General features: G+C 71.2%; 21 protein-coding genes and 1 pseudogene. 15 read left to right on the forward strand and 7 right to left on the reverse strand.

All coding sequences use genetic code 11. From position 1 onward, the window contains the following. Positions 1 to 3: 3 nt before the first annotated feature. On the reverse strand, positions 4 to 1,587 hold the full coding sequence (locus AB0B57_RS28730; protein ID WP_357076475.1) for an acyl-CoA carboxylase subunit beta: 1,584 nt from the start codon (positions 1,585 to 1,587) through the stop codon (positions 4 to 6). Between the two features lie 84 nt (positions 1,588 to 1,671). On the opposite strand from AB0B57_RS28730, the gene AB0B57_RS28735 reads away from it, so the two are divergent. Continuing rightward, complete coding sequence (locus AB0B57_RS28735; protein ID WP_357076478.1) at positions 1,672 to 2,547, forward strand: biotin--[acetyl-CoA-carboxylase] ligase; 876 nt, start codon at positions 1,672 to 1,674, stop codon at positions 2,545 to 2,547. Positions 2,548 to 2,728: 181 nt separating this feature from the next. Beyond that, complete coding sequence (locus AB0B57_RS28740; RefSeq protein ID WP_357076481.1) at positions 2,729 to 3,301, forward strand: PH domain-containing protein; 573 nt, start codon at positions 2,729 to 2,731, stop codon at positions 3,299 to 3,301. A gap of 49 nt (positions 3,302 to 3,350) precedes the next feature. On the opposite strand, the gene AB0B57_RS28745 is transcribed toward AB0B57_RS28740, so the two are convergent. From AB0B57_RS28745 to AB0B57_RS28755, 3 genes and pseudogenes are all read right to left on the reverse strand, one after another. Continuing rightward, entirely contained in the window at positions 3,351 to 4,322 is a 972-nt protein-coding gene (locus AB0B57_RS28745) for a MaoC/PaaZ C-terminal domain-containing protein (protein ID WP_357076484.1), read from the reverse strand. After that, positions 4,319 to 5,026, reverse strand: coding sequence for a GtrA family protein (locus tag AB0B57_RS28750; protein ID WP_357076604.1), 708 nt, complete (start codon positions 5,024 to 5,026; stop codon positions 4,319 to 4,321). Before AB0B57_RS28750 ends, AB0B57_RS28745 begins: the two co-directional genes overlap by 4 nt. 63 nt (positions 5,027 to 5,089) lie before the next feature. After that, positions 5,090 to 5,928, reverse strand: a pseudogene (locus tag AB0B57_RS28755) (GtrA family protein). Positions 5,929 to 6,064: 136 nt separating this feature from the next. Between AB0B57_RS28755 and AB0B57_RS28760 the strand changes: the two are divergent. From AB0B57_RS28760 to AB0B57_RS28785, 6 genes are all read left to right on the forward strand, one after another. Next, positions 6,065 to 7,909 carry a phosphoenolpyruvate carboxykinase (GTP) gene (locus AB0B57_RS28760; RefSeq protein WP_357076487.1) on the forward strand — a complete coding sequence of 615 codons (1,845 nt, stop codon included), beginning with the start codon at positions 6,065 to 6,067 and terminating at the stop codon, positions 7,907 to 7,909. 37 nt (positions 7,910 to 7,946) lie between these two features. Continuing rightward, positions 7,947 to 8,792: a hypothetical protein gene (locus AB0B57_RS28765; protein ID WP_357076490.1), complete on the forward strand. Its 846-nt coding sequence runs from the start codon at positions 7,947 to 7,949 to the stop codon at positions 8,790 to 8,792. 314 nt (positions 8,793 to 9,106) lie between these two features. Next, entirely contained in the window at positions 9,107 to 10,261 is a 1,155-nt protein-coding gene (locus tag AB0B57_RS28770; protein WP_357076493.1) for a sensor histidine kinase, read from the forward strand. Next, entirely contained in the window at positions 10,258 to 10,863 is a 606-nt protein-coding gene (locus AB0B57_RS28775; RefSeq protein WP_357076496.1) for a response regulator transcription factor, read from the forward strand. Before AB0B57_RS28770 ends, AB0B57_RS28775 begins: the two co-directional genes overlap by 4 nt. Positions 10,864 to 11,127: 264 nt before the next feature. Beyond that, positions 11,128 to 12,270, forward strand: coding sequence for a geranylgeranyl reductase family protein (locus tag AB0B57_RS28780; RefSeq protein ID WP_357076500.1), 1,143 nt, complete (start codon positions 11,128 to 11,130; stop codon positions 12,268 to 12,270). A 31-nt stretch (positions 12,271 to 12,301) separates the two neighbouring features. Continuing rightward, a complete protein-coding gene (locus AB0B57_RS28785; RefSeq protein WP_357076504.1) occupies positions 12,302 to 13,072 on the forward strand; it encodes an isoprenyl transferase in 771 nt (256 codons plus the stop codon). A gap of 25 nt (positions 13,073 to 13,097) precedes the next feature. Here AB0B57_RS28785 and otsB read toward each other — a convergent pair whose 3' ends face one another. From otsB to AB0B57_RS28800, 3 genes are all read right to left on the reverse strand, one after another. After that, positions 13,098 to 13,922: a trehalose-phosphatase gene (otsB, locus tag AB0B57_RS28790; protein WP_357076507.1), complete on the reverse strand. Its 825-nt coding sequence runs from the start codon at positions 13,920 to 13,922 to the stop codon at positions 13,098 to 13,100. 67 nt (positions 13,923 to 13,989) lie between these two features. Next, positions 13,990 to 14,343 (reverse strand): hypothetical protein, encoded by a 354-nt coding sequence (locus AB0B57_RS28795; RefSeq protein WP_357076510.1) that lies wholly within the window; start codon positions 14,341 to 14,343, stop codon positions 13,990 to 13,992. A gap of 162 nt (positions 14,344 to 14,505) precedes the next feature. Then, a complete protein-coding gene (locus AB0B57_RS28800) occupies positions 14,506 to 14,949 on the reverse strand; it encodes an XRE family transcriptional regulator (protein ID WP_357076513.1) in 444 nt (147 codons plus the stop codon). Between the two features lie 264 nt (positions 14,950 to 15,213). Between AB0B57_RS28800 and AB0B57_RS28805 the strand changes: the two genes are divergently transcribed. From AB0B57_RS28805 to AB0B57_RS28835, 7 genes are all read left to right on the forward strand, one after another. Continuing rightward, positions 15,214 to 15,558 (forward strand): hypothetical protein, encoded by a 345-nt coding sequence (locus AB0B57_RS28805; RefSeq protein WP_354995764.1) that lies wholly within the window; start codon positions 15,214 to 15,216, stop codon positions 15,556 to 15,558. A 31-nt stretch (positions 15,559 to 15,589) separates the two neighbouring features. After that, positions 15,590 to 15,925 carry a hypothetical protein gene (locus tag AB0B57_RS28810; protein WP_357076516.1) on the forward strand — a complete coding sequence of 112 codons (336 nt, stop codon included), beginning with the start codon at positions 15,590 to 15,592 and terminating at the stop codon, positions 15,923 to 15,925. Positions 15,926 to 16,399: 474 nt separating this feature from the next. Next, positions 16,400 to 17,815 carry a PhoH family protein gene (locus AB0B57_RS28815; protein WP_357076519.1) on the forward strand — a complete coding sequence of 472 codons (1,416 nt, stop codon included), beginning with the start codon at positions 16,400 to 16,402 and terminating at the stop codon, positions 17,813 to 17,815. Positions 17,816 to 18,091: 276 nt separating this feature from the next. Further along, positions 18,092 to 18,769, forward strand: a complete 678-nt coding sequence (locus AB0B57_RS28820) for a transglycosylase SLT domain-containing protein (RefSeq protein WP_357076522.1) — start codon at positions 18,092 to 18,094, stop codon at positions 18,767 to 18,769. A gap of 107 nt (positions 18,770 to 18,876) precedes the next feature. After that, a complete protein-coding gene (locus AB0B57_RS28825; RefSeq protein WP_357076525.1) occupies positions 18,877 to 19,530 on the forward strand; it encodes a rhomboid family intramembrane serine protease in 654 nt (217 codons plus the stop codon). A gap of 105 nt (positions 19,531 to 19,635) precedes the next feature. After that, positions 19,636 to 20,604: an NAD(P)/FAD-dependent oxidoreductase gene (locus AB0B57_RS28830; protein ID WP_357076528.1), complete on the forward strand. Its 969-nt coding sequence runs from the start codon at positions 19,636 to 19,638 to the stop codon at positions 20,602 to 20,604. A 65-nt stretch (positions 20,605 to 20,669) separates the two neighbouring features. Further along, positions 20,670 to 22,448, forward strand: coding sequence for a DMT family transporter (locus AB0B57_RS28835; RefSeq protein ID WP_357076531.1), 1,779 nt, complete (start codon positions 20,670 to 20,672; stop codon positions 22,446 to 22,448). Positions 22,449 to 22,533: the final 85 nt, after the last annotated feature.

Here is a 22,533-nt window from a genome sequence, read left to right on the forward strand (position 1 = left end):
CGCTCAGAGCGGGATGTTGCCGTGCTTCTTGGGCGGCAGGGTCTCCCGCTTGGTGCGGAGGACGCGCAGCGCCCGGATGATCTGGGTACGCGTCTCGTGCGGCGCGATCACCGCGTCGATGTAACCGCGCTCGGCCGCCACGTACGGGTTGGCCAGGGTGTCCTCGTACTCGGCGATCTTCTGGGCGCGGACCGCCGCCGGGTCCTCCGCGCCGGCCAGTTCGGAGCGGTAGAGGATGTTCACCGCGCCCTGTGCGCCCATCACCGCGATCTGGGCGGTCGGCCAGGCGAAGTTCAGGTCGGCGCCGAGGTGCTTGGAGCCCATCACGTCGTACGCGCCGCCGTACGCCTTACGGGTGATCACGGTGACCTTGGGGACGGTGGCTTCGGCGTACGCGTAGATGAGCTTGGCGCCCCGGCGGATGATGCCGTCCCACTCCTGGCCGGTGCCGGGCAGGAAGCCGGGCACGTCCACGAAGGTCAGCACCGGGATGTTGAACGCGTCGCAGGTACGCACGAACCGGGCGGCCTTCTCGGAGGCGGCGATGTCCAGGGTGCCGGCGAAGTGCATCGGCTGGTTGGCGACGACGCCCACCGGACGACCCTCGACCCGGCCGTAGCCGACCACGATGTTCTGCGCGTAGAGCGGCTGGACCTCCAGGAACTCGCCGTCGTCGAGGATGTGCTCAAGCACCGTGTGCATGTCGTACGGCTGGTTGGCCGAGTCCGGGATCAGCGTGTCCAGCTGCCGGTCCTCGTCGTTGATCTCCAACGAAGCCGGCGCGTCGAAGACCACCGGCTCGTCGAGGTTGTTCGACGGCAGGTACGACAGCAGTGCCTTGACGTAGTCGATCGCGTCGTCCTCGTCGCTGGCGAGGTAGTGCGCGTTGCCGCTGCGGGAGTTGTGCGTGCGTGCCCCGCCCAGCTCCTCCATGCCGACGTCCTCGCCGGTCACCGTCTTGATCACGTCGGGGCCAGTGATGAACATGTGCGAGGTCTGGTCGACCATCACGGTGAAGTCGGTGACCGCCGGGGAGTAGACCGCGCCGCCCGCGCAGGGCCCCATCACCAGCGAGATCTGCGGGATGACGCCGGAGGCCCGCACGTTGCGGAAGAAGATCTCGCCGTAGCGGCCGAGCGAGACCACGCCCTCCTGGATGCGGGCGCCGCCGGAGTCGTTGATGCCGACCACCGGGCAGCCGATCTTCATGGCCAGGTCCATCACCTTGACGATCTTCTCCCCGAAGACCTCACCGAGGGAGCCGCCGAAGACCGTGAAGTCCTGTGCGAACACGCACACCTGCCGGCCGTCCACCGTGCCGTAGCCGGTGACCACACCGTCGCCGTACGGGCGGTTGCGCTCCAGCCCGAAGGCCGTGGAGCGGTGCCGGGCCAGCTCGTCGAGCTCGACGAACGAGCCCTCGTCGAGCAGCAGCTCGATCCGCGCACGGGCGGTCTTCTTGCCGCGCGCGTGCTGCTTCTCGACGGCACGGGCCGACCCGGCGTGCACCGCCTCGTCGACCCGGCGCTCCAGGTCCGCCAGCTTGCCCGCGGTGCTGTGGATGTTGGTCCCGGTCTCGGTAGTCACCCAGGGAATATAACGATGGTTCAGGTCGGCACCGGCGTGCCGTACCCCTCAGTGTCGGCACCGCCACCGCCGTAGGCTGGCGGAATGTCGGGCTCCCCGTACACCGATCTGGATCGCCCGCCGCTGTCGGCGGCCCGGCTGCGCCGCGCGTTGGTCGCGCCGAACGGGCCGTGGGCCCGGCTGGAGCTGCGCACCGAGACCGGCTCCACAAACGCCGACGTGGCCGAGGCGGCCCGAGCCGGCGAGCCCGAGGGCCTGGTCGTGGTCGCCGAGCGGCAGACCGCGGGGCGTGGCCGGCGCGGCCGGGTCTGGCAGTCACCGCCGCGGGCGGGCATCGCGACGAGCGTGCTGCTGCGGCCCGGCGAGGCCGTGCCGGACCGCGGTTGGCTGCCGGCGACACCCACGGGGTACGGGTGGCTGCCGTTGCTGGCCGGCGTGGCGCTTGTCGAGGCGGTGGCCCGGCTGGCCGAGCTGGACGCCAAACTGAAGTGGCCCAACGACCTGCTGATCGGCGACGCGAAGTGCGCGGGCGTGCTGGCCGAGGCGGTGCCCGGGCGTGCACCGGACCAACCGCCGGCCATCGTGCTCGGCATCGGGCTCAACGTGACGCTGCGCGCCGAGGAACTGCCGGTGAACCCGACCGGGCTGCCGGCCACCTCGTTGCAGTTGGCCGGTGCGGCGGCCACCGACCGGGATCCGCTGCTACGGGCGCTGCTGCGTGCGGTCGCCGACTGGTACGACCGGTGGCGCTCCGCGGGCGGCGACGCGGTGGCCAGCGGCCTGCGCGACGCCTACCTGGCGGCGTGCGCGACGGTCGGTCGCGAGGTACGCGTGCTGCTCCCCGACGGCGACTCCCTGACCGGCGAGGCCACCGGAGTGGACCCGGACGGCCAACTGATGGTCACCACCCCCACCGGCCCCCGAACCCTGACCGCCGGAGACGTCCTCCACCTCCGCTAACCACCCCACCCCACCCCCGCGATCTTGCAGTTTCGGTCGGGGTAAATCGGGTGAAGGCCGCGTAACGGCGACCGAAAGTGCAAGATCGCGGAGAACGGGGTGGGGGCCGCGTGGCGGATGTCGTGGTGGGGCTTGGGGGGTTTACCGTCTGCGCGTCTAGAAAATCGCGATGGAGGTTCCCGTGGCGTTTCCTGAAGACGTGCTCACCGAGGACGAGCACGTCGTGCTGCACCTGCACCCGCACTGGAAGGCGTTGATCCGGCCGATCGCGGTGCTGGTGCTGGCCATCGCCGCGGTGGTGGTGGGGCTGCTCCTGCTGCCCGAGAGCGGCGGCGGTTCGATCGCGCTGGCCGTGATCGGCGTGATCGCCCTGGTCGGGGTGCTCTGGCTCGGCCTGTGGCCGTTCCTGGTCTGGCGTACCACGCACTACCTGTTCACCAACGAGCGTGTGCTGATCCAGCAGGGCGTCTTCTCCCGTGACCGGCGGGACCTTCCGCTCACCCGGGTCAACGACCACTCGATGAACCAGCGCTTCGTCGAGCGCCTGCTCGGCTGCGGCACGCTCACCATCGAGTCGGCCGGCGAACGCGGCCAGTCGGTGCTCGCCGACGTGCCGGGTGTCGGAAAGGTGCAGACCACCCTGTACGAGCTGGTCGAGGCACAGCACGACAAGCACTCGCTCGGCGACGGGGAGATGCGCGACATCCTCGCCGACATGCAGGACGGCAAGCCGCTGCGCGACACCACGACCTGACCTCGGGTCGACCGAGGCCGTGACCCGCCCTGGACAGTGTCGGGGCGGGTCAGTCGTGTGGTTCGGCCGGGGGTGTGCCGTTTCCGGGCCGTACGGGCCCAGGCGGGCTGGTCTCGGCCGGGCCGGCGTCGGGCGGCCCACTCGCAGGCTGACCGCCTTCGGCCGCGCCGCGACCGGCTGGGCCGCCACTGCCTGCGTCGTGACCGGCTGGGCCGCCTTCGGCCGTGCCTCGACCGGCTGGGCCGGCTTCGGCTGGGCCGCGACCGGCTGGGCCGGCTTCGGCTGGGCCGCGACCGGCAGGGCCGGCTTCGGCTGGGCCGCGACCGGCAGGGCCGGCTTCGGCTGGGCCGCGACCGGCAGGGCCGTCGCTGGCTGCGTCGTGACCGGCGGGGCTGCCTCCGGCTGCGCCGCGACCGGCCGGGCCGGCTTCGGCTGCGTCCTGACCCGCTGTGCCGCCTCCGGCCGGGCCGGAGGCGACTGTGCCGGCTCCGGCCTCGGGGTCGGCCTCGATGGGGTCGGCCTCGGCTGGTCGCAGGGCGAACCAGCCACGGAAGCGGGTGCGCAGCACCTCCTGCTCGGGCCGGTCGTCCGGGCCGAGGCGCAACATGGTGCCGGTGAGGCTGACGGTGCCGAGCCCCGGGCGGGCCGTCGACGGTCGCGCGCCCATCACGTCGACCCGGATCGCGAGCCGGTCGCCGGCGCGTACGGGGGCGAGCCAGCGCAGCTCCTCCAGGCCGGGGGACGCGTCCGCGGCGGCTCGGGACAGCAGATGGTCGACGTACGCCCGCATGAACAGGCTGACCGTGTAGAAGCCGCTGGCGATCAGCCCACCGTGCCGGCTGGCCCCGGCCAGCTCGGGGTCGACGTGGTACCACTGCGGGTCGAAGCGGCGGGCGAAGGCGACCATCTCGTCGCCGTCCACGGTGACCACGCCGAGGTCGACGGTGTGCCCCGGAACGAGATCCTCGAAGAACAGCTCGGCGGGTAGCCCGGTGCCGGAGCGGGCGTCGGGTGTCGTCACCGGCGGGGCGCGCGGCGAGTGCCGACGTGTAACTCCGCGGCGAGCTCCGCGTCCAGGTCGGCAGCGGGGCTGACACTCAACCGGGTGGGCCGGCCCTGGGTGGGAGTGCCGGGCGGTTGGTCGGCGCGGTCTGCGGACTTCGCCTCCTCCTCCAGCTCCGACACGGTCTCGGCAAGCTCGGCGACCGGGTCCATCTCGGCCAGGGTGTCCCACTCGTCCCGCGGGATGTCGTGCCAGGTGGGCTCGGCTTTCGTCTCGCCCTCGGCCGGCACGACCGGCTGGAAGACGAAGGTCCGGTAGGACCAGAAACGGAAGAGCGTGCCCAGCAGGACGCCGACGGTCTTGGCCACGTTCAGTGCGAGCAGGCCATGGACGCCGAGGCCGTACTTGGCCGCCGCCACGGCACCCAGCTCGATGAGCAGGCCAACCCCGTTGAACAGGAAAAACAGGACGTACTCCCGGCGCAGCGCCGACTTCGGGCGATCCCGGTACGTCCAGTGCCGATTCATCAGATACGACGTGATCGTGGCGACGAGGGTCGCGATCACGTTCGCCTTCAATTGACCATTGACGAAAACGGTCAGTGCAAGGGCATTGAACACCGCGTAATTGATGACGGTGTTGACGCCGCCAACGATGCCGAACTTGAGCGCCTCGTGGATGAACTTCTGCCAGCGCTCAGGCAGCAGACGGACAAGACGCATGCGAAACACCTTAGGGCAGTCGGTGCGGCCGGTGATCACCGGCCGAACGGGGTGAGCGGCAGGTCACGCCCTGCGATCGGGGTCGGGTCTTACCTGCGGAACGGTCCGGGTTCCCGCTTCGACGAAGACGAACCGCCGGTACGACCAGAATCGGAACAGCGTGCCGAGGCCCGTGCCGACGACGTAGCTGGCGACGTTGTCGGCCAGGCGTGTCTCGAACACGGCGGGCCAGATGCTGCCGAGCCCGTACCGGCTGATCGCGAGGCAGGCCACCGCGATGCCGAGGCCGACGACGTTGAAGAAGAAGAACAGTGCGTACTCGCGGGCCGGGTTGCTGCGCTGCCGGTGCCGCCAGGTCCAGAACCGATTGCCCACGAAGGCGACGGAGGCCGCGATGATGGTGGAGATCGTCTTCGCCGTCAGCTCCTCGACGCCACGCGTGCTCGTCAGATAGTTGAAGAGCGCGAAGTCGACGAGGAAGGCGACGCCACCCACGGTGGCGAACTTGCTCATCTCGCGGACGAGATGACCGAAGCGGTCCAGCAGCCTGCCGACCAGACCCCGTCGGGTCTGCCGGGGACCCGGTTGCTCCCCGGTCATCGTGGCGGCCACGGGGCGAGCCTACCGGCTGTCGACCAGTCAGAGGGGTAGCAACGGCGAGCGGGCGTGGTCACCCGGAACAGCCGATCACTGTGTGCGGAACCGTTGTACGCAGCGTAACCAATTGGGAGGACTGACGCGCCCCGGAACGGGAATCCACGCACCGGTCGGCGGGGCAGGTCACGGCCCGACCGCTACAAGCGTCCGCCGGGGTGCACAACAAGATTTGCGTGAAACTGCGCAGGAAAGCGGGTATCAGCTCGTGATGCCGCAGCGTGGCCGTAGCTTGTGCAGTTCTTCACAACCAGTCCCACTGACTCGGAAGGCTGCCCGGTTTACGCTGAGGCCAATCCCAGGTTTCCACGAAGGCGACGCATCGCGCCGCTGAGTCTCGTGCATCCCATAGATCGGTCAGCGTCGACCACAAGGAGATGTGTCATGGTTGCTCCGGCTGTTGTGCGGGGTATTGATCAGGCCCCGACGTCCCATCCGAAACTGCTCGCCTGGGTCCGTGAGGTCGCGGAACTGACCACCCCCGACCGGGTCGTCTGGGTGGACGGGTCCGACGAGGAGTGGCGCCGCCTCACCGACGAGCTGGTTGAGGCCGGCACGCTGATCCGGCTGAACCCGGAGAAGAAGCCCAACTCGTTCTACGCGCGTACCGACCCGACGGACGTCGCCCGGGTCGAGGAACGCACCTTCATCTGCTCCCTCGACGAGGCGGACGCCGGCCCCACCAACAACTGGATGGCGCCGCCGGAGATGAAGCGGACGATGACCGAGCTGTACCGCGGCTCGATGCGCGGGCGCACCATGTACGTCATCCCGTTCGTCATGGGCCCGGTCGAGGCGGAGAGCCCGATGTTCGGTGTCGAGATCACCGACAGCCCGTACGTGGTCGCGTCGATGCGCATCATGACCCGGATGGGCACCCGTGTCCTCGAGGCGATGGGCGACGACGCGGACTTCGTGCACGCGCTGCACTCGATCGGCGCCCCGCTCGCCCCTGGCCAGCAGGACGTCGCCTGGCCGTGCAACGAGACCAAGTACATCTCGCACTTCCCGGAGACCCGGGAGATCTGGTCGTACGGTTCCGGTTACGGCGGCAACTCGCTGCTCGGCAAGAAGTGCTACTCGCTGCGGATCGCCAGCGTGATGGGCCGGGACGAGGGCTGGCTCGCCGAGCACATGCTGATCCTCAAGATCACCTCGCCGGAGGGCAAGGTCCACCACATCGCCGGCGCCTTCCCGTCGGCCTGCGGCAAGACCAACCTGGCCATGGTGGAGCCCACCATTCCGGGCTGGAAGGTCGAGACCATCGGCGACGACATCGCCTGGATGCGGTTCGGCCCGGACGGCCGCCTCTACGCGGTCAACCCGGAGTACGGCCTGTTCGGTGTCGCACCCGGCACCGACTGGAAGACGAACGCCAACGCCATGCGCACCCTGGACCGGGGCAACTCCGTCTTCACCAACGTGGGCCTCACCGACGACGGCGACGTCTGGTGGGAGGGCATGGGCGAGCCGCCGGCGCACCTGATCGACTGGAAGGGCAACGACTGGACGCCGGAGAGCGAGGGCCTCTCCTCCCACGCGAACAGCCGGTTCTGCACCCCGATCACCCAGTGCCCGATCCTCGCCGACGAGTACTTCGACCCCAACGGGGTGCCGATCGACGCGATCCTCTTCGGTGGCCGCCGCAAGGACACCATCCCGTTGGTGACCGAGGCCCGCGACTGGGTGCACGGCGTCTACATGGGCGCCACGCTCTCCTCGGAGACGACGGCCGCCGCGTCCGGCGCGGTCGGCGTGGTCCGCCGCGACCCGATGGCGATGCTGCCGTTCATCGGCTACCACGCCGGTGACTACTTCCGGCACTGGATCGAGATGGGCAAGGGCACCGACGGCGACGAGGCCAAGCTGCCGAAGATCTACTACGTCAACTGGTTCCGCAAGGACCCGGACGGCTCGTTCCTCTGGCCGGGCTTCGGGGAGAACTCCCGGGTGCTCAAGTGGGTCGTCGAGCGGATCGAGGGCACGGCCGACGCGGTGGAGACCCCGGTGGGCATGGTGCCGACGCCCGAGTCGCTGGACGTCGAAGGCCTGGACATGACCCCGGAGGACGTCCGGATCGCGCTGAAGGTCGACCCGGACGAGTGGCGCAACGAGCTGCCGATGATCACCGAGTGGTTCGAGAAGTTCGGTGACAAGCTGCCCGGCGTGCTCTGGGCCGAGTTGGACGCGCTGCGCGCCCGCCTGGACGCCACGCAACCGCAGCGGTAGGTGTGAACGAGACCCTTCGCGGGCAACATCGGATTCCATGAGGACGGCCGCCGAGACCCAGGTCCGGCGGCCGTCCGCCGTCCGGGTGCTGACCTTCCTGCTCGCGACGACGGCGGCGGCCACCGTCGTGGTCGAGCTGCTCAACTGGTGGTACGCCCCGGAGCAGGGCTTCGGTCTGGCGGTACGCACCGGCTGGGCGATGCTGCGCTCGTTCGGTTTCCTGCTGCTGATCGGGCACGTCCGCCGGGGCCGCACGGTGGCTCGCCCGTTCGGGCTGATCCTCGCGGTCACCACGGTCTTCGCCGTCGGCCGGTTGATCGTGCCCCGCCAGGGGGTGCCGCCGCTGCCCGGCCTGCTCGGCTTCGCCGTGCTCAGCGCGCTCTGTGTGGCGGTGGTCTGGCTGCTGTACCGCTCGTCGGCGCTGGCCGGGCATCTCGTCCGGCACCGGCCAAGGCTGGTTATCGACCGGGCCGGCCTCTCCTGGCGGGAAACCCCACCACGTCGGGCGGAGGCCAGTGCCTGGCTGCTGACCAGCCGGGTGGCGGCGTTCACCTACAGCCCGCTGATGCTGGTGCCGGCCCTGGTGGCCGGTGGCGCCATCCTGGACGGTCGGCTGTCCGCGCTGCCGGCCGTGCTGTTCTGGTTCGGTGCCGGCATCGCGGCCAGCTACGCGGTGCTGTTCTGTACCGCGTTCCTGATGCGCGGCAAGGACTGGGCGCGGAGCCTGCTGGTCGGCGTCACCCTGGTCGTGCTCGCCGTGGACCTGCCGCTGTGCTGGTGGCTGCTGGGCGTGGACGGCCTGGTCCGCGACGGCGCCCCACTGCTGGCGGCAGCCGCACTGGCCCTGTACGGCCTACGCCAAGCAACCCACACCCCAGCCTGACCCGCCCCGCCCTATCCATCGTCGATCTTGCACTTTCTGTCGCGACAGAAGGGAACGAAAGGCCCGAAGCGGCGACACAAAGTGCAAGACCGCGGGATTGGTGGTGGCGACAGCCCGGGACATTTGTCACCGTGCACCCGGTACCGGCGGCTCTGCCGGGGGCGTTCGCCCGTTCGTAGCGTGCTGGGTATGGGTGACAACGCGGTACGTCGCACGGGGCCTACCAACTCATCCGGACTGCTCTTCGCGGCCGTCGCGGCGTGCGCCCACCGGCGCGCGACCGTACGCGGTTGACCGCCACTAGCGTGTCCGTCGTGCCTGGTGCCAGCGAGATGACACGTGCCGTCGACCCCGGCCTGCGGCGGCGCGGGATCATGCTGGTGGCGGCCCACACGCTGTGGCTGTGGTTGCTGCTCCCGCCGGCTGCCACTGTCGTGCGGGGGGAGGTCCACCCGGTGCCGGTGGCCATGGTCGGGCTGGCCGTCTTCGCGTTGCTCTACCTCGCGCTGGTGGCGGTGCCGGTGGCCGCACTGGCCGTTCGGTCGGCCGTGCACCACGCCGGGCTGGCACTGCTGGCGCTGCTCGGGGTTGCGCTCGCCGCCGCGTACGGCAACGCCACGACCGGCTGGCTGGCCCTGCTGATCTATGTGTGCTCCGCGGGCGCCGTGGGGCTGCTCCGGGTGAAGTGGGCTTTCGCCTGGGTCGGCGGCAGCGTCGCGGCCGTGCTGGTGATCGGGGCGGCGCGACGCCTGCCCGCCGAGGGCACCATCCAGATCGCACTGATCACGCTGCTCGCCGGTGCCATGACGTTGGCGTTCGCGCGGGTGGCCCGCCTGGTCGACGAGTTGCGCCGCACCCAGCGGGAGCTGGCCCGTTCGGTCGTGGAACGGGAACGACTCCGGTTCGCCAAGGACCTGCACGACCTGCTCGGCCACACGCTGTCGCTGGTGGTGGTGAAGGCGGAGGTGGTCCGTCGGCTCGCCCCGACGGATCCACTCCGGGCGGCGGCGGAGGCGGCCGACATCGAGCGGATCGGCCGCACCGCCCTCACCGAGGTGCGCGAGGCGGTCACGGGTTACCGCGAGCACAGCTTCGCCCGGGAGCTGGACAACGCCCGGGCCGTCCTGGCCGACGTCGGCATCACCGTCACCGTACGGGGAACGGGGAATCTCGACGTCGACACCGACGACGCGTTCGGCTGGGTCCTTCGGGAGGGAGTGACGAACGTGCTGCGACACAGCCGGGCGTCGCGTTGCGCCATCGAGGTCGACACCGATGCCGACGGGTCGGTGCTGACCATTCGGGACAACGGGGTGGGCGGCCGACCGCGGTTCGGAAACGGCCTGCGGGGTCTCTCCGAGCGGCTTGAGCAGGCGGGCGGCACCCTGCGGGTCGGTCCGGCGCACGGTGGTGGTCTGCTGCTCACCGTCCGGGTTCCCACCCGCGCGGTAGCGACGGCGACCGAATGATCCGGCTGCTGCTCGCCGAGGACCAGGGCATGATGCGCGGGGCGCTGGCCCTGCTGCTGAACCTCGAACCCGACATCGAGGTGGTGGCGCAGGCCCGGACCACCGCCGAGGCGTTGGAGGCGGCCCGGAGCAGTCGTCCGGACGTGGCGCTGCTGGACATCGAGATGCCCGACGGCAGTGGCCTGGACACCGCCGCGACGCTGCGGGAGCAGTTGCCCGACTGTCGGGTGCTGATCCTCACCACGTTCGGTCGGCCCGGCTACCTGCGTCGGGCGATGGAGGCCGGTGCGGCCGGCTTCCTGGTCAAGGACGGTCCGGTGGAGGAACTCGCGGTGGCCGTCCGGCGGGTGCTGGCCGGTGAGCGGGTGATCGATCCGACGCTCGCGGCGGCGGCTCTGGCGGCCGGCCCGAACCCGCTCACCGACCGGGAGCGGCACGTGCTGGCGGCCGCCGTCGACGGTGCGACCATCGCCGACATCGCCGCCCGTCTGCACCTGTCCGAGAGCACGGTGCGCAACTATCTGTCGTCGGCCATCGGCAAGACCGGTACCCGAAACCGGATCGAGGCCGCCCTCAGCGCCAGGACCAACGGCTGGCTCTGACGCCGCCCAGGTCCGCGGTGCGTCGATGGAATTCCGGCCATGTGGGTCGGCCCGGGTGAGCGGCTGGCGGGCAGGAAGTTCCGGCCGTGTGGGGTCGGCCCGGGTGAGCGGCCGGCGGGCAGGAAATTCGGCCGTGCGGCGTCGGCCCGGGTGAGCGACAAGCGGGCAGGATGACGGGTGGTGTCGGTCACAGCACAGCGACGACGCCGACGGCGCAGGCGGGTGGCGAACGGGCCGTGCCGCCGACGGGGAGGGAGGCGCGCGGTGAGCGACGAGTTCGATGTGGTGGTGGTGGGAGCGGGGCCGGCCGGAGCAGCCGCCGCGTTGGCGGCACGCCGGGCGGGTGCCAGCGTGCTGCTGCTGGACCGGGCCGACTTTCCCCGGGACAAGGCGTGTGGCGACGGGATCGCCGCGCACTCGGTGGACGTGCTCGCCGAGCTGGGTGTGCCCGAGGCGGTGGCCGGCTACGCGCCGCTGCCCGCGTTACGCATGATCGCGCCGGGTGGCGGCGCCGTGGCTCGGGCGCTGCCCCGACCCGCGTACACCGTGCCCCGGGAGGTCTTCGACGCGCGACTCGTGGCGGCTGCCGTGGCGGCCGGCGCGCAGTTGCGCCGACACACCGTGCGCCGGGTCGAGCCGCGCGCCGACCGGGTGGTGCTCGACGGGGAGGTGTCCGGTCGAGTGGTGGTGGGTGCCGACGGCGCCGGCTCGTTGGTGCGTCGGGCGCTCGGCCATCCGCAGAATCCCGACCGGCACCTGGCGCTGGCCATCCGGGGGTACGCCCCGGCTCTGCCCGGCCCCTCCGAGCAGCTCATCGTCACCTCGAAGGCGCGCTGGCCGGCGTACGCCTGGTCGTTTCCGATCGGCGACGGACGGGCGAACGTCGGGTACGGGGAGGTGCTGCGCGGTGAGCCGCTGAGCCGGGCCTACCTGCTGGACCGGCTGGCCGCGCTGCTGCCCGGCACCGATCTGGGGACGGTGACCGGGTTGCGCGCCCACCATCTGCCGCTGTCCACCCACCGGCCGGCACCGGGGCGTGGCCGCACGTTGCTGGCCGGGGACGCGCTGTCACTGATCAATCCGTTCACCGGGGAGGGCATCTTCTACGCGCTGCTCTCCGGTGCGCTCGCCGGTGCGGCGGCGGCCCAGGCACCCGAGGCGGCCGCCGTCCGGTACGCCCACGGGTTGCGTCGCCGCCTCGGCACCCACCTGCGGCACAGCTCGTTCGCGGCCTGGTTGGCGCGGCGTGGCCGGGTGGTGGACGCGGCGGTGCGGGCCGCCCGGCGCGACGACCGGGTGTTCTACGACGTGGTCGAGTTGGGGCTGGGTGACGGACGCCTCACCGCCCGTACGCTGGCGATGATCGGCATCGGTCTGCCGGGCGGGGATGCGACTCCGAGGCGGTGATCTGGCCGAAGGGTCGCTACGCTGCTAGGTGATGACGCTGCGGGACCTTATCTACTCCGTGTACGAGCGCCGGCTCACGGCGAAGCTCGCGGGTAAGCCGGTGCCCCGGCACGTCGGGGTGATGTGCGACGGCAACCGCCGATGGGCGAGGGAGATGGGCTTCGTCGACCCGAACGACGGTCACCGGGTCGGGGCGGCCAAGATCAAGCATGTCCTCGGCTGGTGTGACCAGGCCGGCATCGGGCACGTCACCCTCTACCTGCTGGCCACCGACAACCTGCGCCGCCCGGCCAGTGAGCTGGACCCCCTCCTCAAGATCATTGAGGATCTGGTGGTGGAGCTGGCGGAGGAGGGCAACCCCTGGCGGTTGCGCATCGTCGGGGCTCTCGACCTGCTCCCGGCGCAGACCGCGGCGGCGTTGAAGGGCGCCGAGGAACGCACCCGCGAGCGCACCGGCGGCGCGGAGGTCAACATCGCGGTGGGCTACGGCGGTCGCCGGGAGATCACCGACGCGGTCCGCTCGCTGCTGTTGGAGCACGCCGCCTCCGGCGGCACGATCGAGGAGTTGGCCGAGGTGCTGGACGTCGAGCACATCGCCGAGCACCTCTACACCCGTGGCCAGCCCGATCCCGACCTGGTCATCCGCACCAGCGGGGAGCAGCGGCTGTCCGGCTTCATGCTGTGGCAGTCCGCGCACTCGGAGTTCTATTTCTGCGAACTCAACTGGCCGGACTTCCGGCACATCGACTTCCTGCGCGCACTGCGCTCGTACGCGACGAGGCAACGCCGCTACGGCGCCTGACGCGTCGGTCTGCCGCCCGGCCAGGTCAGGGCAGGTGGGTCAGCGCCTCGGTGAGGAAGTCGCCCAGGGCGGCCGGGGACTCGATCGTCAGGTCGGCGGCGTTGGCGACCTCGTGGCCGGTCTCCGGGTTGGCCACCGCCACGCAGACGCCGAGGAAGTCCGGGTCGGCGGCGGCGCGGGCGCGCAGTGCGGCGAAGGCCTTGATGTCCGAGACGTCGTCACCGAAATACCAGGCGCCGGTGGCCCCCTTGATCGCCTCGCCGATCACCATGCCCTTGTCCCGGTCGACTGGCGGTTTGAGCTCCAGCACCATCCGCCCGGCCTGCACCCGCAGACCCAGCCGGTCGGCCTGCGCCTGCCCCCACTGCTGCACTGTCGCGCCGAGCTGTGGGGCGGTCCGCCAGTGCAGTGCCACGGAGAGCCGCTTGTATTCCACGAGCGTGCCGGGCGGCAGTTCCGCCCGGGCCAGGTCGGCCAGCTCCGTCATGGTCGGCACCCAGGGCAGCGCGGCCGGCTCGGTGACGGTCTCCCCGCCGGAGTGGCTGTGCTCCAGCCCGTACAGGCCGTAGAGGTCCACGCCGGTGAGCCCGCCGAGCTGATCCCGCAGGAACTCGACGGGTCGGGCGGAGACGATCGCGACCCGCTGCACGACCGGGGCCAGCGCCTCGATCGCGGCCAACGCCTTGGGCGCCGGGCGGACCGCGGTCGGATCGTCGTCGACGGGCGCGAGCGTGCCGTCGAAGTCGAAGAAGAGCACGGTCCCGGCCGCCCGGCTGGCGGTGGTCCGCCAGGCCTGGTCGGCGTTCAACGGAGTACTCGGCTGGTGATTGCCCAGATTCAACGGCGGCACGCGCGTCAGCGTACCCCGGCGACGAAGGCTCATTCCTGGCCGAGCGGACCCGTTGCGCGGTGGGCGATCAGCGTTCGGCGGCTCCTCGTCCACGCCGACCGAACGGCACCACCGCAGCCTCCTGGCCGTGGCTCAACAGGTAACCCTCCACGAACCCGGTGTTGCGATCGCCGGTGTGGGTCTCGATCTCGTTGAGCCGTGCCACCAGGAACTCGGTGAGTGCGCTGATTCGGTCGTTCATGCGTTCGTGCAGCTCGGCGACGACGGCCAGGACGACCGCGGTGCCGGCGGTGATGAGTACGAAGAGGTTGACGAGCAGCGGCAGCTGCCCGCCGTCGACCGCGAGGGTCACTGTGTTACCGGTCGCCCACAGTGTCATCGACACTGTCGCGACCACGACTGCCAACCACTTCAGGGTCATGGACAGACCCCTCCTTTTGTCCCGCAGGGCTGGGTTCGGCCTTGTCCCGTCCCCCCGCCGATGACGAGCCCAAGCAGTACGAATAGGGACGCTAGCGTGCCCGTTCCGACCCCGGAGGCAAACGAATGAACCTGACCAGGCGTTCTTTCGCCATCTGAGGAACTACCCTGCTTGATTGCCTCTATTTCGGACATCGACCGGCAGCGTTGGGCGGTATGCGAGGTATCTAATGGTTTCTCGGATGTGGAACTTCTCCGCGTCCGAAACGTTCGGATCGACCAGCCGGCGCAGCAGAGCCTCCACGTCGGGGTCCATCGGAGGGGCGGGTTGGCCGCTGCGGGGGCCGCTCGCGGTGCGGTCCCAGCCGAGTGCGGCGAAGGCCGCCGCCGGGTTGAGCCCCAGGCCCTCGCAGAAGGCGACCACCCGTTCGGCCTCCGGGTCACTGGCCCAGTCGCCCCGGACCCACCGGTTGATGGTCTGCCGGGAGACGCCGGTGCGCCGGGACACCTCGGTGCCACTCCAGGCCCGGGTCGCCCGTGCCTCGTCCAGGGCGCGGCGAACGAAGGTGGCGAAGGCGATCTTCCGCGCATTGGCCGTCTCGGTCACCCCGTGACGGTACGGCCACGCGGCGCCGAGCGCGCGCCCCGGCTCGCCACTGTCACGCAGACGTGACGGGATCCTCGGATTTCCGGTAAACGATTCAGTGCCGCTGTTGAGGGGTGTCACGCGGGCAGAATAGATGCACGTAGTGGCGAAGGTAAGCGGACGAAAAGCTGATACTGTCACGCCCATGGGACAATCTACGGTGTGTCACGTGCATGAGACGATTGGTGCTCACATGCGTCATACCCCCGACGCCAAGGGGGTGTGGTGACCGAGCTCGCCACCCGCGCCCAGGCCTTCGGGCTGATCGCCGAGGGGGTCGCCGCGGGGCTGACCGCCCCCTGGCGTCTCTACCTCGCCCGAGGCTGCCGCTACCTGTCGCTGAGCGTCGGCGACCGCGCCGAGTGGAACGCCTGGCGTACCCATCTCGGCTGCCCGGAACTGAGCGTCCGGGTCTACGACGCCGGCGGCGAGATCCGCCGTTCCTCGGTGGCCGAGATCGTGCTGGACGGCTGCCGGATCAGCGTCGAACTGGTCGAGGAGGTCAGCACCGACGACCTGGACCGGCTGCTCGTCGCGGATCCCACCACGATCGAGCCGGAGGAGCGATGACCTGGCGTCCACGCTGGGCCGGTGTTGCCCGATGAGCCCGTTCCTCGCGGTGTTCCTCGTCCTGGTGCTCGGTGCGACCAGCTACGCGGCCGGTCGGTTGCACGGGCAGCTCAGCTACCGCATCGGCTACCGCTTCGGCTACCGGCAGGGCTACTTCGACGGTGACCGGGGCGCCTGGAACCGGCGTCGCCGCGACGCCCAGGCGGCGATCGCCTCCGCCCTGTCGGTCTCCCCGGCGGGCGTGGTCCGCTCGGCCAGCACCGTCGCCCGCCCCGGCACCACGTACACCGGCTCGTCGTTCAGCGCTCCGGCCGCCCCGATCACCGGGCGGCACCCGACCGGCACGCTCGTTCGACGTACCGGTTGAGGTCGGTCGGCGGGCGCAGGCCCGCCGACCGGCATTACCGACGCGGTGCGTCGTCCGCGGCGGACACGCACCGACGGGGTCACGTCAGACCGGTGACGGTGACCCCAACCGGCCGGGGTGCGCGCAGGGGGCATGCATCCCGGCCGGTTCCGCCGCGCCCGTCGTCAGCCCGTCCCGACGAGCACCCGGCGACGCGCCCGTCCTGGGAGTTCCCCGCACGCCAGGGCCTGTGTCAAAGCCCCTAGCCGGTCGCCGCCTGGACTCCGCCTCGGCTCGACCCAGGACTTTGACACAGGCCCTAGCCGGAAGGGTTCGGCGGGGCTAGCGTCTAGGCATGGCGCGGGGTTCTCCCGAGCCAGCCGGTCCGCCCGGATCTGCGACCTCGCGCACGGGGTTCCGCATCCGACCCCGTGTCCCCGGGCACCGGAGGAGGCGGAACACGGGTGGCGGGTGCCCATCCGTCGGAGCAGGCCTGTGACGACTCGCCGTACCACCGCCGGTGCCGACCAGACCCCGGCCGCGACTGCCACGACCCGCCGCGCCACCAGGAGCCGCCGCACGGCGGCCGCCGCGCCGGCCGACCCGAAGGAGCCACGACCAGCCGGCCAGGCCTTTGTCCTGGACACTTCCGTGCTGCTCTCCGATCCGGCGGCGTTCCACCGGTTCGCGGAGCACGAGGTGGTGCTGCCTCTGGTGGTCATCACCGAGCTGGAAGGCAAGCGGCACCATCCGGAGCTGGGCTGGTTCGCCCGGCAGTCGCTGCGGATGTTGGACGACCTACGGGTCCGGCATGGCCGACTCGACCGACCGGTGCCCGCCAACGATGCCGGTGGCACCCTGCGGGTGGAGCTCAACCACACCGACGACGGCGTGCTGCCGCCCGGCTTCCGGACCGAGAGCAACGACGCCCGGATCCTCTCCGTCGCGCTCAACCTCGCCGCCGAGGGGCGGGAGGTGACACTTGTCAGCAAGGACATGCCGCTGCGGGTCAAGGCGGCCTCGGTGGGTCTGCGCGCCGACGAGTACCGCCACGGCCAGGCCAGCGACCCGACCTGGACGGGCATGTCCGAGATGCAGCTCAGCGAGGAGCAGATCGGGTCGCTGTACGCCGGCGAGACCCTCGACCTCGACGAGGCGGCCGGCCTGCCCTGCCACACCGGCCTGGTGTTGCACTCGGGGCGGGGCTCCGCGCTCGGCCGGGTGCTGCCGGACAAGTCGGTCCGGTTGGTCCGCGGCGACCGGGAGGCGTTCGGCCTGCACGGCCGCTCCGCTGAGCAGCGCGTCGCCCTCGACCTGCTGCTCGACGAGGCGATCGGGATCGTCTCGCTCGGTGGCCGGGCCGGCACCGGCAAATCGGCGTTGGCGCTCTGCGCGGGGCTGGAGGCGGTGATGGAGCGCCGCCGGCACAAGAAGGTGATCGTGTTCCGCCCGCTGTACGCCGTCGGTGGCCAGGAGTTGGGCTACCTGCCCGGGTCGGAGTCGGAGAAGATGTCGCCGTGGGCCCAGGCGGTCTTCGACACGCTCGGCGCGGTGGTGCACGAGAACGTGCTGGAGGAGGTCACCTCGCGGGGCATCCTGGAGGTGCTGCCGCTGACCCACATCCGGGGGCGCAGCCTGCACGACGCCTACGTGATCGTGGACGAGGCCCAGTCGCTGGAGCGCGGGGTGCTGCTGACCGTGCTGTCCCGGATCGGGCAGGGCTCCCGGGTGGTGCTCACCCACGACGTGGCCCAGCGGGACAACCTGCGGGTCGGCCGGCACGACGGGGTGACCGCCGTCATCGAGGCGCTCAAGGGCCATCCGCTCTTCGCCCACGTGACACTCAGCCGTTCGGAGCGGTCGCCGATCGCCGCGATGGTCACCGATCTCCTGGAGGACATTCCGATCTGATGGTGCTTATGCGGCCTTTGTCCGCATAATTAATGTGGCAGAAGTCACAAACAGCGTGGTTGGTTTCCCATCAGCCTCACTGTGCGCAATCGTGTCCCACGAGCGCCCACGCACCAAGGGGATCGTCGGTGATCGTTCGTCGCACGACGGAGGACATCGGCGGCGATCGGTACGTCGGCGCGACCGGCAATCGGTCGGGGCGCTCGTGGCACGGTTGACGGTCCACCTGTGACCTGCGCCGTGCCGCGTCCATGCCCCCGACGAAGGGACCACTTCGTGAGTCGGCTGTGGAGCCGGTTGGGTGCCCGTACGGCTGCTGTGGCGCTGCTCTCCGTGGGCGTTGCCGGTGGCTTCTACCTGGGCCAGGACCGGGAAACCCAGCAACAGGGGTTGGTCGAGCAGGCCAGCCTCGAGGTCGACCGGGCCGACCTCGCGTACCAACGCGAGCGGCAGGCCGCCCACCAGGTGCAGTTCTCCAAGCAGCGGGCCGCGGAATACCAGGCCAAGCTGCGGGCGGCACAGGCCGCCAAGGAGGCCGCCGAGCGAGCCCGCAGGGCCGAGGCCGCCGCGGCGTCCCGCAAGCGCGAGCGCGAGGCCGCCAACGCACCCGCCAAGCCGTTCGACGGGCCGATCCCGGCGTCCTGCGAGGAGTTCAGCGGCAACCGCAAGACCGGCTGCGCCCTGATGATCAGTGCGGGCTTCGGCATCGCCGAGTTCCCCTGCCTGGAGAAGCTCTGGACCAAGGAGAGCGGCTGGAACCACAAGGCCGCCAACAACTCGTCAGGTGCGTACGGCATCCCGCAGGCACTGCCGGGCAGCAAGATGGGCACGGTGGCCGCCGACTGGCGGACCAACCCGGCCACCCAGATCAAGTGGGGGCTGAGCTACATCAAGGGTAGGTACGACACGCCCTGCGGCGCCTGGACCTTCTTCCAGAACAACAACCACTACTGACGGCTTCCGAAGGCGGGGCGGGTGGCTCTCCACTCGCCCCGCCTTCGCGCGTACTCCGGACGGGACGTGAGTGGCGGCCGGCCGCTTTTGCTGATAGCAGTTGTCAGGTGACCCTGCACCCGTCAAGCGGCGACCCCTTCCGGTTCGGCACCGAGGCGTTCTACGCCGCCCTCGGCCGGGCGTTCGTCGCCATGTGCGCGGTGGTCCCGTTCCTCTTCCTCATCGAGGCCGTCGACCAGGGGCTCGCGTTCGGCCTGGACGCCAACGCCGGCATCATCCCGCAGCGCATCGAAGGGCTGGACGGGGTCTTCTTCTCCCCGTTTCTGCACCACGGCTTCGACCACCTCTACAGCAACAGCATCCCGCTGATCCTGCTGGGCACGTTCGTCCTGGCCGCCGGCGCCCGCCGCTTCCTCTGGTCGACCCTGGTCATCATCCTGGTCAGCGGGCTCGGCGTCTGGTTCACCGGCTCGCCCAACTCGGTGGTGGTCGGCGCCAGCGGCGTCATCTTCGGCTACCTGGGCATCCTGCTCACCCGGGGCATCGTCGAACGCAGCTGGTGGAACTTCGCGGTCTTCCTGCTGGTCGGCCTGCTCTACGGCTGGCAACTTGTCGGCATCCTCCCCACCGACGAGCGGATCTCCTGGCAGGGCCACCTGTTCGGGCTGCTCGGCGGGGTGGTCGCGGCGATCCTGTTCCGTCGTCGACGGCCGGCGGTGGACGGGCCGGACCACTTCGGGTCCACGCTCAGCCTGCCCTGACCAAATCCCCGGCGCGCCCCTGGGACGTGCTTGCCGGACCGCTGCCACCCGCCTACGGTCGAGATCAGCACGCGTTGATCCGTAAGCGGAAAGCGACGGTACGCCATGCGCGAGGTCGATGTCGCCGTGATCGGGGCCGGTCCAGCCGGTCTCTTCGCCGCGTACTACGCCGGGTTCCGAGGGTTGTCGGTGGCGGTCATCGACGCGCTGCCCGAGCCCGGCGGCCAGGTCACCGCCATGTACCCGGAAAAGTTGATCCTCGACGTGGCCGGCTTCCCCGCGGTCAAGGGCCGCGACCTGGTGGCCAACCTGGTGGCACAGGCCGCCCCGTTCGCGCCTCAGTACCTGCTCAACACCCGTGCCGAGAAACTGTCGTACGCCGACGGTCTTCCGGTGCTCGGCCTGGCCGGCGGCGAGCAACTCGGGTGCGGGGCGGTCGTGGTCACCGGCGGGCTCGGCAGCTTCAGCCCCCGACCGCTGCCGTGCGCCGACGGCGCTCCCGGCACCGGGATCGTCTACTTCGTCACCGAGCCGACCGACCTGGCCGACCACGACGTGCTGATCGTCGGTGGCGGCGACTCCGCCTTCGACTGGGCGTTGGCGCTGCAACCCCTGGCCCGTTCGGTGACCCTCGTGCACCGCCGGGAAAAATTCCGGGCGCACGCCTCGACTGTCGCCCGCGTGCTCTCCCTGCCGGTGCGGGTGGTGGTCAACGCCGAGGTCACCAGGCTGTTCGGGGAGGGTGCGGTGACCGCCGCCGAGGTGCGGGTGCACGGTGGCGCCACCGAGACGCTGCCGGTGGACACCGTGGTCGCCGCGCTGGGCTTCACCGCCGACCTGGGCCCGCTCGCCGAGTGGGGGCTGCGGTTGGACCGCCGGCACATCCTGGTGGACAGCGCGATGGCGACGAACCTGCCCCGGGTCTTCGCGGCGGGTGACATCACCGAATACCCGGGCAAGGTGCGGTTGATCGCCACCGGCTTCGGCGAGGCGGCGACGGCGGTCAACAACGCGGCGGTGGCCATCGACCCGAGCGCCCACCTCTTCCCCGGGCACTCCTCCGACGCCGGCTGACCGTCGGTATCGGACCCGAACCGATCCGTGTCCGGATCGAGACGGGTCGACCGGACCCTGGGTGGATGACGGGTCCCGCGGCACGGCAGGACGGCGCACCGACGACCCTGCCCTGGCTCTGCCACCCCAGCACCCTGCTCGCCCTGGTGCTGCTCCTGGTCAACGACCACGTCCTGAAGGCGGCCTTTCCCGGCCTGCTGACCGGCAAGCTGAGCGACGTCGCCGGTCTGGTGCTCGCCCCGCCACTTGTCGCGGTGCTGCTGACCCTCCTGGTGCCGCGGTTGCCGGCCCGGGCCGCCGCGCTGGCCGGCCTGGTCGCGGTGGGCGCCGGCTTCGCGCTCGTCAAATCCAGCGGGTACGCCGCCGAGGCGGCCTCGTCGGCCTGGACCGTACTGGCCGGGCCGTCCCTGGTCCGGGCCGACCGGACCGACCTGCTGACCCTGCCGGCGCTCGGCCTGGCCTGGTGGAGTTGGACGCGAACGCGTCGCCGGCCGGTGCGCCAGCGGACCGCCCGGCTGGTCCGGCTGCTGGTGGTGCTGCCGCCGGCGGTGTTGGCGGTGGCCGCGACAAGCGTGGTGCACTACCCCTACGCCGTGGGCACCGCCCTGCTCGACGGACAGCCGGCGGTCTCGATCGGCTCGGGCTACGACGACCGATCCTGGCCGACCCAGCCAGCCGAGGGCCGGTGGTCGGTCAGTACGGACCGGGGGACCAACTGGCGACCCGCCGACGCCGCCGAGGAACAGCGGTTGTCCGGTCCCGACGTCGGGCAGCGGCAGGCGTGTGTGCCGGCCGAGCCGCAGCGGTGCTACCGGGCGGTCCGCGGTCACCTGCGCGTGGAGCAGAGCGACGACGCCGGTGTGACGTGGCGGGTGGCCTGGGAGGTGTCGGACGCACGCCGCGAGGCGTTCGCCCGTCGATTCGACAACCCGGGCGACATCCGCCGGCACTTCGCCTCCCGTGATCTGATCGTCTATCCCGTCGCCGACGGCGGCCACGAGGTGCTGGTCGCCAACGGCCGCGACGGCCTCCTGCGCCGAGGGTCGGACGGCGGCTGGCGACGTGCCGGCTTCCCGAGTGAGCAGGACACCTCGGACGGTCCACCCGCACTGGGTCCCGGTGGACCCGGCGACCGCGACACCGACGTCTTTCTCGCCTTCGCCCTCTCGCTGACCCTCGCCGTCGCGGTCACCGTGCTCGCCGCCCACCTGGCGATCCGGCGCGGCAAAGGCCCACGCTGGTGGGGAGTCGCCGGCAGCGGGGTGCTGCTGTCCGCCGGCATCGTGCTGGCCCTGGCCTGGGAGCGCAGCGACGACTGGTCGACGTCCAACGCCCTGCTGCTCGTCGTTCTGCCAGCGTGTCTCCTGACGGCGGTGAGCCTGGTCGTCCGAGCCTCCTACCAGGGGTCAACGGGCCGGTGGATCGCAGGGGCGCTGACCGGGCTCGTGCTCACCGTCGTCCTGGCCGGGCTGCCGCTCGTCGGTTGGCTGCACGGCACCCCACCACAGACCCGGTTCGCGGTGGCGCTCGCCCTGTTGGGCACGGTGCCGGGCGTGCTGTTGGCCATCCGGATCGCCGGGCTGGTCGACCCGGCCCGCGCGTACGAGCGCCGGCACCCGCCGCGTCCGCCCTACCCGCCGCACGGGCCCTATCCGCACGGGCGGCCCTATCCGCACGGGCCCTACCCTCCGGGCCCGCCGCCGGTGCCTGACCCGCCCTACCCGAATGCGCTCTACCCGTCGCGCCCGCCGGCGGTGCCTGACCCGCCCGCGCCGTCGCAGCTCCCGCCGCCCGGACCAGCGCAGCTCCGGCCGCCGTGCCCGTCGCAGCTGCCGCCGGGCTGAGCGTCAGGCGCGGAGCCGCCAGCGCGGGGTCAATCGGTGCGTGGTGCGCTCAGCGCGCCGGTCGGTCGACGCGCGGGGTTGATTG

The sequence above is a fragment of the Micromonospora sp. NPDC049101 genome (assembly GCF_040648675.1).
Lineage (GTDB): Bacteria > Actinomycetota > Actinomycetes > Mycobacteriales > Micromonosporaceae > Micromonospora.

Excerpts from the sequence above, each read along its gene's own strand:
- AB0B57_RS28735 (WP_357076478.1), top strand. The coding sequence starts at position 1,672 with ATGTCGGGCTCCCCGTACACCGATCTGGATCGCCCGCCGCTGTCGGCG.
- AB0B57_RS28765 (WP_357076490.1), top strand. The coding sequence starts at position 7,947 with ATGAGGACGGCCGCCGAGACCCAGGTCCGGCGGCCGTCCGCCGTCCGG.
- AB0B57_RS28810 (WP_357076516.1), top strand. The coding sequence starts at position 15,590 with ATGAGCCCGTTCCTCGCGGTGTTCCTCGTCCTGGTGCTCGGTGCGACC.
- AB0B57_RS28775 (WP_357076496.1), top strand. The coding sequence starts at position 10,258 with ATGATCCGGCTGCTGCTCGCCGAGGACCAGGGCATGATGCGCGGGGCG.
- AB0B57_RS28785 (WP_357076504.1), top strand. The coding sequence starts at position 12,302 with ATGACGCTGCGGGACCTTATCTACTCCGTGTACGAGCGCCGGCTCACG.
- AB0B57_RS28760 (WP_357076487.1), top strand. The coding sequence starts at position 6,065 with ATGGTTGCTCCGGCTGTTGTGCGGGGTATTGATCAGGCCCCGACGTCC.
- AB0B57_RS28750 (WP_357076604.1), bottom strand. The coding sequence starts at position 5,026 with ATGCGTCTTGTCCGTCTGCTGCCTGAGCGCTGGCAGAAGTTCATCCAC.
- AB0B57_RS28830 (WP_357076528.1), top strand. The coding sequence starts at position 19,636 with ATGCGCGAGGTCGATGTCGCCGTGATCGGGGCCGGTCCAGCCGGTCTC.
- AB0B57_RS28835 (WP_357076531.1), top strand. The coding sequence starts at position 20,670 with ATGACGGGTCCCGCGGCACGGCAGGACGGCGCACCGACGACCCTGCCC.
- AB0B57_RS28795 (WP_357076510.1), bottom strand. The coding sequence starts at position 14,343 with ATGACCCTGAAGTGGTTGGCAGTCGTGGTCGCGACAGTGTCGATGACA.